Below are 13,941 nucleotides of genomic sequence, written 5' to 3' on the forward strand. Positions count from 1 at the left end.
ATTGTATTGCGGGGAAATTGCTGCTTTTTTAACAGCAAAATTTTGGATGCCCCGCCAGCCAATCTATGATTTTTAAAATTCGATATTCATTATAAAGATGCAAACTCAGTCGCCTGATCATCACGTTCATTGCTCAAGTTTTGCTTGAGGTGACTCAATTGCTGCAAAATACTGAACATTAACGATAATTGCTGCAAAATAATCAAAGACAATTGATCTTCTTTTTTATCTTGTGTGAGGCGCTGCCGAATGGTTTGCAACATATTTTGTGCAGTTAAATCGGGCATTTCATCTTTCAGTAATGCACCTTGAATATCTTCCTGCGCCTGACTGAGTAAATTTAGAATTTCAGGATCTGTGATTTGGGCACGATGTGCACCGAGGGCCGCAATATAACTCAAAAAGGTGTGATTCAAACAAAGAAACTCAAATGCCTGACTTTTTTGCGTAGGGTCAAAGTCGGGTTCGGTGGCAAGGGTTGAAATCAGGGAGGCGACATCGGCATCGGTGTTATGTGCGGCACGTCGCACGACACGATAATTCAGACCATTATTACGCCCTTGTTTATATTGCTGAATCACTTCATTTAAGTAGGCACATTGCGCCTGTAAGCTACGTTGAATACTATGCGGTAGCCGACGGAATTTCCAATCTGGAAAAATAAAACTCACGCCTAACCATGCCAAGGCACAACCGATCAAGGTATCAATCATTCGAGGTACAGCGGCTGAAAAACCAAGACCATCTAAATTAAAATTAATTAAAGCCAAAATGGTGATAAAGGCAGTCGCTTGAGCATACTGTTTACTGCGTAATTCAAAAAACAATACACCACTTAAAACTAGCAGCAGTAACTGACCTTCAACTGAAGGAATAAAATACAATACCGCTTCACCAATGATGATTCCGATGAGTGTGCCGACGACTCGTAGACGGAGTCGGCGTTTGGTGGCATTAAAGTTGGGTTGGCAGACAAATAATGCGGTTAGAATAATCCAGTATCCGTATTGAATCTGCGTGACTTGTACAAAAATATAGCCGACCAGTAAAACAATTGAGAGTCGGATAGCGTGACGGAACAACACAGATTCAGGTGTAAGATGTTGTTTGATTCGGATGACAATATCATCCCAACCTTTAAGATCATCATCTTTAAGCTGGTTTTCAATCTGTTTACTTTTATCAAAAACGATATTTTGTTCAGTTTCCAAGTTACGCAGTTGTGCATCGATCGACTTCAGGTTTTGGTATAAAGAGAACAGGGCATTCACCCAAATCGGATCGTAATGGTTATCGTCGCGTAATTTTTCTAAAGACACTTTTAGATTTTGAAAAGAATGTTTAAAGCGCTTGTTATGTTTATAGTTTTTCCGTAATAAGATGCTTTCGCTCAAATCTTTACAGGCTTTACCCTGAATAGTCAAAATTCGTTGGAAGCGAAATAGGATATCGCTGTGTTCAAAAACTTTGGTTAAAATTTGATAGTCAATGTGGGCAGAATCAGCGCGTTCATGGATATCTTGTGCGACAAAATAATATTGTAAACTGCGTCGAGTATCGCGTTGACCGCGGTCACCTTTTAAGCGAGTGAGCAGGGCAGTTTTCATTTCGTTGAAAATGCCCACCAATTTGCCATTTTCCAGTGACAAATCAATCATGCTTTGCTGATAGCTTTGTGGGGTCATGTCTACATCAAATAGATTGGATTTGGCAAAGAGGAAATTGCCCAGTGAGGAATAGCATTCGGACAACTTATCTTGTACTTGACGCACAGGGAACAACAAGAAGCTGATGGTGGAAATGACACCATACCATGCGGCACCTGCGACCAGTAGTGAAGGTTGCATATACCATTGGTCAAATAAATGTACGCCCAACATGGAATACACAGAAATGACCAAACAACCATAAGAAATGGTGGCATAGCGTCGACCCAAAGAACCCAATAAAATAAAGCCAATACATGAGATGATCAGCCCGATGGCAAACAGAATCGGGTGCGGGAAAAGAAAATAAATAGAGGTTGCTGTAACAAAAAAACCGATATAGGTATAAACCAAATTTAAAAGACGCACCGAGAAGCGGTCATCAATATCACTGAGACCTGCGGCAACAACACCCAGTGTAAGTGGGATGGTGGCCAGTTGATAGTCTAAAAAATAAGGAACAAATGCAGTCCCTGCGAACGCAATAATCATGCGCACGTTATACATAAAAGAGGTGTTATAAGTGGTTTGCTTCAGACGAGTAAGCCAAGTGTTCAAGTGGTTTCCTTCAAGAGATGTACATCAAACCTTTATGCAAAAAGTAGGCTTGAGTCAGGATTTAATTTCACTTTTTTCATCAAGAAATAATACTATGGAGAGTGTAAGCTTGTCTTGTTTCTTCGTAGTTAAAAATTAAATATGAATGCTGCTCAATCTCCCGTAAAAAAAACCTATTCGACTTCTTGGATTATGTTGTTGGCGTTATTAACTGCCTTAGGTCCACTCTCCATTGATATGTATTTACCTGCTTTGCCGCAAATGGCCAAAGACTTTGGGGTTAGTACCCAAATGGTGGCAAATACTTTGCCTGCTTATTTTTTGGGACTCGCAATTGGGCAGCTTATTTATGGACCATTGAGTGATCGGATTGGGCGTAAGAAACCGCTGTACTATGGCTTAAGCTTATATGTCGTTGCCAGTTTGCTCTGCGTGCTTGCGAGTAATGAATGGGCACTCATAGCTGCCAGAGTATTACAAGCATTAGGAGGATGTGTAGGGGTGGTAATTGCACGAGCCGCTATTCGAGATCGTTTAGATATGAATGCCTCTGCACAGGCTTTTGCCAGTATGATGATTGTGATGGGGGTGGCACCAATTTTGGCACCAACTTTGGGAGCATTGGTGCTTAGTTATTTTAATTGGCACGCCATTTTTGTTTTTCTAATGATGATTGGCGCTGCATGCTGGTTGTGTATTCATTTCTTTTTTCAGGAAACCTTACAGCCTGAACGCCGTCTACGTTTAAATTTAACCCAAGTTTTCCAATTGTATGCAGCTATTTTTCAAGATCGTAGCTTTCGCGTTCCAATGTTGGCAGGCTGTTTCTCGGGTGGTGTGCTGTTTTGCTATATCAGCTCATCCGCATCGGTGTTGATGAATGGTTATGGTTTAAATCAACAGCACTTTGCAATTGCTTTTGGTTCGAATGCCTTTGGGATTATGTTGTTATCGACCCTAAACAAAAAAATGGGTAAACATCTTTCTGTCTTTACCCGTCTGAAAATTGGCGGATTTATTCAGCTTACAGGTGCTTTGGTGTTAGTACTTGCAGGTCTGTTGCAACAAGCTCCAATTGAACTGGTGTATGCAGGCATGTTCTTGGCGGTTTCAGGAATTGGTTTTACAGGCCCAAATGCAATGGCATTGGCGATGTCTGAACAAGGTGCACGTGCAGGAACAGCGAGTGCGGTGATGGGCAGTATGCAATTTGCTTGCGGCTTGCTAGGCGGAGTGATTCTGAATTTCTTGGTTTGGACAGACTTAATGAATATGGCAACCTTGATGCTGTGTTTCATTGCCATCGCAATGTTAGCAATCTTTAGTTTATCTCCAGAAAAAGTAATGGCTCAATCATAGGGCTGAAGCGAAGTAAGACAGCCATCATCATGATTGAAAAAAGATGGCTGTTTTTGAATACGCAGCTATGGGCTATTTACGAAGAAATTGCTTAAAGTTACGCAGAATACGGAAGCTGACATACAAAGCAATTAGCGCAAAGATAGCAATCCCGAAGACCACATATTTTAACTGCTGAATGTCTTGTTGGAAGAACGTTTGGATTTGCACATCAGTATAATTAAAACGGCTGACTTTCTGAGTTTGGCTGTCATGAAATTGAATATGTTGAATATAATGTTGCTGCCCAATTTTTTTTAAACCCAAAGTGTCAATTTGACGTCGATGGGTTTGATTCTCTGCATCGATACACAAGTCTTGTGCATAGTGCTCACAGCTCATTTTGGCGATAAAGCCTTGGTTGGCGACGAGAATAAAAACAGACTCATCGGGTTTCTGATTATTGGTAACCAGTACCAGAGGTTTAGCTCTAGTTGACTTTAGTTCAAACTGTTGCGCTTGAGTTAAAGCTTGAGTCGCATTTTTAATTTCTAATGTTTTGACGATACATGTCCAGACCAATGCCAACGTAATTAAAAAAATACTGGTTGCGAAACATAGGCGAAATACGGTTTTAATGGTCTGGTGCATAAATGAGCCAATCTCCTAAAAGTTTAAACGGCAAAATAGCGTGAGTCATTTGAATAGGGATTCAATCTAAACGCTTTGTTTAATCCTGTACAAGTTTTATGTTAAAAAAATTTAACGAAACTAGGAGGCTAGCTTTAAAAGACGGTACACTGAAATGTAAAGAATAGTGTTTAAGTCAATATTTAGTTCGCAAATCATTGAGTTCATTCGCTTGATTTTATCTCTTGGTTAGCATCGGAACTCGCATGGGTAATTTTTTATTTCTTCAAATTTTCACGGTTATTTTTGCATTATCAATTGCGACCACGATTTTTAACAAGCGAATTTTAGGTTTTCCACAAGCCATAGGTGTTCCGATTGTCTCCGCAATTTTTGTCTTTATTTTGCAGTGGGGGGCAAGTCTGTTAAATGGTAATCAGTTTATTACCATCAATATTCATAATATTGAAAATGCCGTACGTCACATCGATTTCTATGATTTTCTGATCAACGGGGTGATTTGTTTTATTCTGACCTCTTCTGCTTTGAAGTTCAAAGTGTCTGATTTACGTAGTTATTGGAAGCCGATCAGTATTTTAGCCAGTATCGCATTGGTACTCTGTGCCGTGTTCTTCGGCGTGGCGCTCTATGGTTATCAATTTTTAGTCGGGCACCATGTTGACCTATTAGTGTTGTTGCTTTTGGGGGCAGCTTTGGGGGCAACCGATCCGATTGGGATTAAGGGAGTATTAAGTTCGGTTCGTGCACCGCACCATTTAATGGTCAAGCTAGAAGGCGAATACACCATATTTGTCAATATGGAATTCTCACTAACTCATTAAAATCATATAATAATATTCTTGAACTTAAAATTTCCGTATTTTATTAAAAAAATACTTAAAAAAGCTCTTTTTTCGAATAAAAAATTCCGTATTTTTTGAGTATCCCCCCAAAAAAAGCTTCTCATTATTAAGAACCAAATGACGGGGGGATGTCGAACCTGATTACAAACCAGTTATAAATTGTAAAGTGTCTTTAGCGTAATATTGAACTGTAGAGAAATCTAAATCTTGTATCTTTGTATCGAAAGATTCAGCATGATGATATGTTTTTGAAAACTCATTGATTCTCTCAATAGAACTAAATTTTCCATTTTTATCGTAAAATATGCTTGAGTGATCGGTTTCTTGACGGATCTTCGTAATCATGTCGCCTAGCCACATTCCTTTGATAAACTCTTTTGGATATAAAAATCTTAAATAAGCTTCCAAAATAGGACGTATAGATCTAGCTATTTCTACTTTATCTGCTTCACGGCCATTGGAAACAAAATCATAAAGTTTGTTATATTCTTTATGATATGAGTGAAGTACATAAGAATCATAATTGTCTCTATCAATCATTTTGCTAGAAATATATTTCGCACTATCAGGCTTAAGAGGATCTAAATCCTTATATGAAACTTCAATTTCAAAACAATTAGTATTCTTTGATAGAATTGAGTGTTTATAGATATCAGATAGGAAGAATGGGTCATGACTAAAGACGAATGTTTGATATTTATTTTGAAGTAGTTTTGCAATTTGAATAATAGTTGCATCTTTACGATACCTATCTAGAGATGACATTGGATCATCAAGAATGATGATTGAATTATCATTATTACTTTTTGAGAATCTAGATAAGAAAAAAGATAAAGCCAGTGCAGATCTGTCACCAAGACTTAGAATATGCTCAAAAATGTGGTGATGTTGCTCTTCATCTAGAGCAGAAAGTTCATTATTAATAAAGGTGATGACATATTTTAATCGTGTTGAACCGCCTTTGCCACGATTGTCTTTTTCCAACTCTTTTATACGAATCATAGAGTGAAAACTTTGTAATATTTCATTGATTGAATCCTTATGATTTTTAATACTTTCCTCTTGCTCTTTGGTAATTTCTTCACGTAATTCTTTTATTTTGCTCGTATTTTCAGTTTTTATGCTCTCAAGCCTTTTAATTTCCTCAAGTGCTTCTATAACTTCAGGCGAAAATCTTAATTTTGATGTTTCTATTTCATCTATTTGAAACTGTATAGATTGCATTGTATCTTTTGCTAAACTATCTATAAATTTTTTAATGGCTTCATTAAATCTATTAACTTCTTTATTGTAATCAGTAAAATCTAAACCATCGAATATTTCATGAAAAATTCCATGAAATATTGTTAGATCTATCTTTGATAACAAATCTTTCTTTTTCTCCCTGACTAGCTTATAGCTCTCTAATTCAAGGTTAGTTGAAAGCCTATTAAGAAGAGAAAAATTATAATCTAAAGGAATCTCATCTAGCCGATCCGCCCACTCACGGATTATTTCTTTATTAATCTTTACTATTTGTTCTAGTTCTTCAATTTTTACACCAATCTTTATTACATTTAACTCAAAGTCACTACTAGAGAGTTCGAAATTACTACTTGCAGTGAGATAGGACTCATTTATAAATTCCTGATATAAATGAAATATTGGTGATGATGTCAATGACTGAGCACAGAAGGGACATTGGTTTGATTCAGTAACTAAATTTGTACCTAATTCAATCCATTGCTTATCTTGCTCCTTAAGATTATGAGCGATATGCAGATTTACTTTTTCTTCTGCCTCTTTGGACAGAGTCTCTATATTGAGAGTAAAAATGTCAGTATCTAATTTTGGTTTATCAAGTGATAAAAGAGATAGACTTTTACGTTTCTTAAAGTGTTCAACGCTTTTAAGATCTTGAAGCTGTTCTTTTAGAATCTCAATTTTTTTATTACAATCTGGGATTTCCTTTGTAGACCTAATTTGAGTAATTGTTTTTGAAGGAAATTTAGTTGATAGTCGAATTGTAATAGGTGAAATTTGAGCTGTTAGACTTTCATTTTCAGACTTTAAATGGTCTATTTTTTTTTCTTTTTCAACTGATACATATCCAAGTGAGAAATCATAGTAGTTTGATAATTGTTTACGATCTTTACTATTAGAAATATATAGATTGTTGTCTATAAATGCTTGGTTAAATACTCGAAAGGGGAAATCAGATTGTAAATTATCTAATGATAGATTGTAAGAATTAAACTTAAGTTGTAGGTTTTGTTTACCTTGTGACTCAATTGGCTGTAAAGCTTGAATACTAGATTTATCTTTAAGGTTTATACTTTCAAATATTTTACATAACGTGGATTTTCCTGAACCATTTCTTCCGTAGATTAAATTTAGTTGATCAAAGGTTTGATTTAGCCCCCCCTTATGTTGCCACTGTTTAATATTTTCGATTTTTAATATTTTTTCTAACATGTTGTCCCCCCAGATATTATTTATATAATTCTGTTAGCATAACAAATATACACTTTAGTTTTTATCTATTTGATTTTTTTATTTTAAAATTAACTAAAGTCAGCATCATGAAAAAAAATGTGATTTAGGAATATATTTAGGAAAATTATCAATTATCTTTAAATTAGTGAACGAATAATGAAAAAGTAAAAATAACTTTTTAAGTTGTTGGGATGCTAGCACTATGGATATTGAGATTCGTATTAAATTTTTTAGTTATGGATTTTTATAACAATTCTATTGAAATTAAAAATAGAACAGTAATTTATTTAATATTTCCTAAAAAAGAGCAAATATCGGTATCTAAAGCTGTTAGCCAGTCTTGTAACTCAATGATGTCTAACCGTCTTTCATAAGTTTCAGTTTTGGATACGTAAGATTGCGGTTTTTTTAACGACATAGCTAGTTCTACCTGAGTCATGTCTTTTGACTCACGCAAAATAATTAATCTTTGAATGATTGCCCTATATCTTGGGTCATGTATTGAATTCATAGCCAAAGATGTTGAACTATGAGTGAAAATATCCCAAAATAGGATATTTGTGGTACGTTGGTTGTTGGATGAATATTACTTTCAGACTGAAGCAGGATTTGTTGAAATATTTATCGGAAAATACTTTTCAAAACAGTGAATTTAAGGACATTTATGGAGGATTTATTCATTGTTTTCCAGAGTTTAAGTCAAAAAAGTACTATCAAAAAATTTATCTTATCGTTAGAGAGTTAGGTGAGTCACATATAATGATCATTGATCGTTCTGGTTGTACTTTTAAGTACAGCACAAATTGTGATCGAAAAAATTTTATAGCTCATTCGGATATCATCTATGACAAAGATTCTGTACAAAAAAAGCTTTTATTTGATTATCATCAAGTAAATTGCAAAGTGCATAAGATCAAGGCTGAATTGGAAACTTTTCATAAATATGTGGCTTTATATCCCAACATCAAGAATAAAGTTTTGACCTTTACATCTGATCGCGATAAAAAGCTATTAAGACTTGAGTCAGAGCTAACTGCAATTGATATCATATTGAATAATATATAATTTTATCTAGGTGTGTTGATTTAAATACATTAAGCAACTAGATAACATATTTGAGAGTGGTTCTAAACACATTTTATTTGATAGCACCCATTGTCAGAAATATGCGAGTTATCAAAGTGTCGATAAGACTTTAAATATTTATTTGAAAGTAGTTTGAAAAAATCGGTTGTGTTGAATCATGGTACTTAAGTCAGAGGCAGATCTTTTTCCTGCACATGTACTTATAAAATATTTAGATGCATCTCATATCAAGCGTCTATTTGTTGTTGGTGATTTGCATGGTTGCTATTTAGAGTTTATGCAGCAACTCAAAAAGATAGAGTTTGATTTTAAAAAGGATTTGATTATATCGGTGGGTGATTTAGTCGATCGAGGCCAAGATAGTCTTAAATGCCTTGAACTAATCAAAGAACCTTGGTTCGAAGCAATTCGAGGAAATCATGAGCAAATGTGTCTAGAAGCTCAACTAGTGCCAGAAATGGTTGATTTCCATTGTAAGCATGGAGGGGCGTGGTTATATCAGCTTCCTATTGATAAAAAACTTGAATGTATAAACTCATGCCTTAGTTTGCCAATAGTATTAGAAGTCGCTTTTAATGGAAAAGTGTATGGATTCGTTCATGCCGATATCGATTTGAACAATTGGCAAGACTTCAAAAAATCAATTTATAGAAATGATTATTTTACTTCAGAAAATTCATCTGCTCTTCAAAAGGCATTATGGGGAAGAGGCAGAATTTCTTATGCTCCCAAGAATAAAAAGTTCAAAAATGTAATTGGAATTGATGAAATCTATCTAGGGCATACAGTTGTTGAAGAAGCAAGGCAAATTCATAACTGTTTTTATGTCGATACAGGAGTTGTATTTGGAAAAAGATTAACTATTAAAGAGTTGAGTTAACTTCCTTATTTTTTTAAAGCCATAGTTTCGAATTGATACGTAACTTATTATTGTTATATGCAGTGTAAAATACTGTTATTATTTAATAAATTAATATTTTGAAGTGGTTTGAAGAGCAAACTTTGTAAGCTTTATCACAGTTAAATTAGATCATATGATTAAAGAAGTACAAGCCTCGATTGATAAATATACATACTTACAATCTTAAAGTAATTTAGATAGGGTATCTGAACAGTAGAAAAATAATTCTGGTTGCGTTACCGACAGATAAAAATAGCCACAGTACACTATAAATCAAGCGTAATCATGGAAGCGTACTATGAAACATTTCCCAAGAACCTTTGCCGTTAAAAAATGTGAAGAGATCCTACTCGAAACAAAAAAGCAAAATATTGAAGCGAATATACAGTTCAGTGATAATCAAATTATTGATCGTTTGCTTGCTCGAAGAGAAGAGATGAAAAGTGTGTATGAGGAGTTGTATGTAAAGCTAAAACAAAACCCTCAGCTACTAGAAAATATCTTAGATTTATTGATTGGGATAGCTTCGCAATGGAATCCCGAAGAAGCTAAAAGTGCTAGAGAAGAGCGGGAGAAACTAACGTATGTGAATCGCCAGATTGCCACAAAAGCAGATGAATTAGCTAAATTAGTTGAACAAAGATCGATGTTAGAGAATACATCTAGTTTTAGCTCAGGCACGCATTATCATATTGTTAATGTTATTCGCGAGGCATCGAAACAAAATTACAGTTTCAAGTACTATCTTGAAGAGAAGTTGGGTGCTCTACAGGGGCGATTTGATGGAAAATATTGGCCTAGTCTTGCTGAAATCATAACAATCATAGCTGAAGATGCAAAAAGTGCAGATATAATTGCAAATGATCCTGTTACTGAAGCAATGACTGTTGGGATTAGACCGTCATTAAGCGATTACTATAGAGCAATATTAGAAGGGATTGAAATGAATTATCAGAAAAATTGTGGATTGCTACCTAATGGATTTAGTTTAACTGATAATGCAATTGCAACATTTACTAATTGTTCATTAGATTTACAAGATAATGTATCAGAAAGCACTGCTGTGAAGAGTTTTCGTAGTCGAGAACTAAAGAAATTAGTTAATTAATTTTTAGAAATAAAACGTAGAACACATACAAGAGAAGATAATTAATCTAATTTCTGTATATGTGCTAATCCGTATATTTTCACAAGGTTGATTGATTTCACATCATCAACCTATTGTGCTACCCTAAGTGCTCTAAAAACCTAAACCCTCTTTTTCTATATGACACTTACGCCACCTTAAGTTTATTTACCCCTTTAATCAGTAAATAACTCATCACTGTCTAGTGATGTGGTGTAGTCGCTTGTGTGTTGTATATATCACATCACTAGCCTTTATCAAAAAATATTCAAACAGGCTATTTTTATGTTTTCCAATGTCCGAGAACAATGGTTCTCTAACATCCGCGGGGACGTGCTCGCAGGTCTTGTCGTCGGTCTAGCACTTATTCCAGAAGCAATCGCATTTTCAATTATTGCTGGTGTTGATCCCAAAATTGGCTTATATGCCTCATTCTGTATTGCTGTCGTGATTTCTTTTGTTGGTGGCCGTCCAGCCATGATCTCAGCAGCTACAGGAGCGATGGCACTGCTCATGGTCACATTGGTTAAGGAGCATGGGCTAGAATATCTACTTGCTGCAACAATTTTGACTGGTGTTATTCAGATATTAGCAGGTTATTTAAAGCTCGCTAAGCTCATGCGGTTTGTATCCAAATCTGTCGTTATTGGCTTTGTAAATGCTTTAGCTATCTTGATCTTTATGGCTCAACTTCCAGAGCTGATTAATGTGACATGGCATGTATACATTTTAGTCGCTTTAGGTTTGGCAATTATTTATCTGTTTCCATTAATCCCAGTAATAGGCAAATTACTTCCATCTCCACTTGTTTGTATCATTGTGATTACGCTTATTGCCATTTCCCTAGGTATCGATGTCAGAACTGTTGGTGATATGGGATCATTGCCTGATACGCTTCCTGTATTTTTAATCCCTGATATTCCTTTAAATCTCGAAACACTGACTATTATTTTACCTTATGCGATTGCTCTAGCAGCCGTGGGTTTGCTTGAGTCAATGATGACTGCAACAATTGTCGATGAAATGACAGATACACCAAGCGATAAGCATCAGGAATGTAAAGGACAAGGTATTGCCAATATTGCCTCTGGCTTTATGGGAGGAATGGCAGGTTGTGCCATGATTGGTCAATCGATGATTAACGTGAAGTCAGGTGGTTTAACACGATTATCGACGTTCTCTGCGGGTATTTTTCTTCTCATTCTAGTTGTATTTATCAGTGATTGGCTCAAAGTTATTCCAATGGCAGCATTGGTTGCTGTAATGATCATGGTTTCGATCAGTACTTTTGAATGGAGTTCAGTCACCCAATTAAAAGACAATCCGAAAAGTAGTAATGTTGTAATGATTGCGACCGTTATCGTTGTTGTCGCAACTCACAATCTGGCATTAGGCGTTTTAACAGGGGTTCTGTTATCGGCATTGTTCTTGGCGAATAAGTTAGAGAATGATATTCAAGTCATCGCTTCATTTGAAGGTGATACTCGTTTATATGATTTACACGGTCAGATCTTTTTTAGTTCTTCAGAGAAATTCATGCAAGGTTTCGATTTTAAGGAAGATGTGAAAAATGTGTTGATTGACTTAACGCATTCCCATATTTGGGATGTTACATCAGTCGCTATGCTTGACTCAGTTGTAAATAAATTCCAAAAAAATGGTGTGAATGTAACGGTGCGTGGGTTGAACGAAGCGAGTTCGATCATGATCGACAAATACGGGACTCATGCCAGAATATAACTCAATAATTTAATTGAACGCTTAAAAAGCAGACACTTATGATTTAAGTGTCTGCTTTTTTCTCATCCTTAGAATTTATTTTGATAAGAACGTTGAGAACAAATATTTGTCAAAATCGTTTCCTATTTTAAGCTTTCTACTTTTATAGCTCTATAAAATAAGAATGACGAGCTAAAAGCCTTAGAGGTCTGACATGAAAAATTGGGTCGTATTTGCGTTTATATCTATGTTTTTTGCTGGTTTTACTTCAGTTATTGCCAAACAAGGACTAGTAGGAATTTCAGGTGAGCTTGGGTTAACCATTCGCACACTCTTTGTTTGTTTTTTTGTTATGGCATTTGCTGTTTTTTCAGTCTCGACCCATGAATTTACAGCCGTTAGTTATAAAAACCTGTTTTGGTTAGGTTTATCAGGCGTAACAACGGCTTTATCATGGGTATATTATTATAAGGCATTGAAATTAGGCGATGTCTCAACCATTGCACTTATTGATAAAGGTAGTGCGGTTGTCGCAATTTTATTGGCTTGGCTTATACTAAAAGAAGTGATCACAGTCAGGATGATCATGGGCGCAGCATGTATTGTTCTGGGATTATTTATTATTTCAAAAAAATAGGGAGCTAATCTTGCTCCCTGTAAGCTGATTAAGGATGATCGGGATAGGCTTGTATTGAACTTAAAATTTCTTCTCGTGCTTTATCGACATTTCCCCAACCTTGGAGTTTCACCCATTTGCCTTCCTCTAAGTCCTTATAATGTTCAAAGAAGTGCTGTATGCGATTCAAAGTTAGTTGATCAATATCGTCAATATTTAAAATATGATCATACAGCTTGGATAACTTGGAATGAGGAACGGCAATAATTTTGGCATCAATTCCATGTTCATCTTCCATATACATTACACCTACAGGTCTACTTCTGATCACGGAACCAATAGCAACTGGATAAGGTGAAATCACTAAAACATCTAAAGGGTCACCATCTTCACTCAAAGTTTTAGGGATATAGCCATAATTGGCAGGATAAAACATGGATGTAGTTAAGAAGCGGTCAATGAATACGGCATCAAACTCCTTATTCATTTCATATTTAACAGGATCAATATTTTGAGGAATCTCAATAATACTGTAGAAATCATCTGGTGGGTTAATTCCAGCAGGAACGTCTTTATAGCTCATCATTCTTTTCCTTTTAGATTACCAACCGTACCAAACTGTACGGGAGTTTTTACATAAAAAATTCTCACATCTTCTTGATTCAGATGTGTAAAAAATTGTTCCGAGTCTGCTTCACTTAAAGCAAACTGAACCTGTACAGGTTGATCGACCAGTTCAAAGAAATGTGCTGAGTGTAATCGACCTGTATGATCTATGCCTTCTGATCCTTGAATGACGGTAGCTCCTTTCAATCCTAGCTGTCTTGCCTGCTCTAGAAGCCAATCATGGATGGGCGTATTTTTATATCGTTGATTCATCTCTGTATAAAATGTAATTAAATATCCGTTCATTGCATCTTTCT

General features: G+C 35.7%; 12 protein-coding genes and 1 pseudogene. 7 read left to right on the plus strand and 6 right to left on the minus strand.

All coding sequences use genetic code 11. The features are described from left to right. Positions 1 to 89 precede the first annotated feature (89 nt). Complete coding sequence (gene yccS, locus MP622_RS01500) at positions 90 to 2,264, minus strand: YccS family putative transporter (RefSeq protein ID WP_151503673.1); 2,175 nt, start codon at positions 2,262 to 2,264, stop codon at positions 90 to 92. 141 nt (positions 2,265 to 2,405) lie between these two features. Here yccS and MP622_RS01505 point away from each other — a divergent pair, with 141 nt between their 5' ends. Next, the gene (locus tag MP622_RS01505; RefSeq protein ID WP_243792160.1) at positions 2,406 to 3,623 is read left to right on the plus strand and encodes a multidrug effflux MFS transporter; all 1,218 of its coding nucleotides are present in this window, start codon (positions 2,406 to 2,408) and stop codon (positions 3,621 to 3,623) included. A gap of 72 nt (positions 3,624 to 3,695) precedes the next feature. Here MP622_RS01505 and MP622_RS01510 read toward each other — a convergent pair whose 3' ends face one another. Continuing rightward, positions 3,696 to 4,253, minus strand: a complete 558-nt coding sequence (locus tag MP622_RS01510; protein ID WP_044737927.1) for a hypothetical protein — start codon at positions 4,251 to 4,253, stop codon at positions 3,696 to 3,698. A 245-nt stretch (positions 4,254 to 4,498) separates the two neighbouring features. Here MP622_RS01510 and MP622_RS01515 point away from each other — a divergent pair. Further along, a pseudogene (locus MP622_RS01515) lies at positions 4,499 to 5,032 on the plus strand (cation:proton antiporter); the annotation flags it as partial. 204 nt (positions 5,033 to 5,236) lie between these two features. Here the strand turns inward: MP622_RS01515 and MP622_RS01520 are convergent. Further along, a complete protein-coding gene (locus MP622_RS01520; RefSeq protein ID WP_243792162.1) occupies positions 5,237 to 7,549 on the minus strand; it encodes an AAA family ATPase in 2,313 nt (770 codons plus the stop codon). A 304-nt stretch (positions 7,550 to 7,853) separates the two neighbouring features. Continuing rightward, positions 7,854 to 8,081, minus strand: a complete 228-nt coding sequence (locus MP622_RS01525; RefSeq protein ID WP_243792163.1) for a helix-turn-helix transcriptional regulator — start codon at positions 8,079 to 8,081, stop codon at positions 7,854 to 7,856. A 68-nt stretch (positions 8,082 to 8,149) separates the two neighbouring features. Between MP622_RS01525 and MP622_RS01530 the strand changes: the two genes are divergently transcribed. The 5 genes from MP622_RS01530 to MP622_RS01550 all read left to right on the plus strand — a co-directional run bounded on the left by MP622_RS01530 (position 8,150) and on the right by MP622_RS01550 (position 13,039). Next, positions 8,150 to 8,635, plus strand: a complete 486-nt coding sequence (locus tag MP622_RS01530) for a hypothetical protein (protein WP_243792165.1) — start codon at positions 8,150 to 8,152, stop codon at positions 8,633 to 8,635. Positions 8,636 to 8,813: 178 nt separating this feature from the next. Continuing rightward, positions 8,814 to 9,536: a metallophosphoesterase gene (locus MP622_RS01535; RefSeq protein ID WP_243792166.1), complete on the plus strand. Its 723-nt coding sequence runs from the start codon at positions 8,814 to 8,816 to the stop codon at positions 9,534 to 9,536. Positions 9,537 to 9,855: 319 nt separating this feature from the next. Continuing rightward, on the plus strand, positions 9,856 to 10,665 hold the full coding sequence (locus MP622_RS01540; protein WP_243792168.1) for a hypothetical protein: 810 nt from the start codon (positions 9,856 to 9,858) through the stop codon (positions 10,663 to 10,665). 303 nt (positions 10,666 to 10,968) lie between these two features. Continuing rightward, a complete protein-coding gene (locus tag MP622_RS01545) occupies positions 10,969 to 12,423 on the plus strand; it encodes a SulP family inorganic anion transporter (RefSeq protein WP_243792170.1) in 1,455 nt (484 codons plus the stop codon). 193 nt (positions 12,424 to 12,616) lie between these two features. Then, entirely contained in the window at positions 12,617 to 13,039 is a 423-nt protein-coding gene (locus MP622_RS01550; RefSeq protein ID WP_243792172.1) for an EamA family transporter, read from the plus strand. A 28-nt stretch (positions 13,040 to 13,067) separates the two neighbouring features. On the opposite strand, the gene ppa is transcribed toward MP622_RS01550, so the two are convergent. Together ppa and MP622_RS01560 are read right to left on the minus strand one after the other, a co-directional pair. Beyond that, positions 13,068 to 13,601 (minus strand): inorganic diphosphatase, encoded by a 534-nt coding sequence (gene ppa / locus MP622_RS01555; RefSeq protein WP_243792173.1) that lies wholly within the window; start codon positions 13,599 to 13,601, stop codon positions 13,068 to 13,070. Continuing rightward, positions 13,601 to 13,930 (minus strand): DUF190 domain-containing protein, encoded by a 330-nt coding sequence (locus tag MP622_RS01560; RefSeq protein WP_243792175.1) that lies wholly within the window; start codon positions 13,928 to 13,930, stop codon positions 13,601 to 13,603. The genes ppa and MP622_RS01560 overlap by 1 nt, the downstream gene beginning before the upstream one ends. Positions 13,931 to 13,941: the final 11 nt, after the last annotated feature.

It is taken from the genome of Acinetobacter sp. PK01, assembly GCF_022819285.1.
GTDB classification, from domain to species: Bacteria; Pseudomonadota; Gammaproteobacteria; order Pseudomonadales; family Moraxellaceae; genus Acinetobacter; species Acinetobacter tandoii.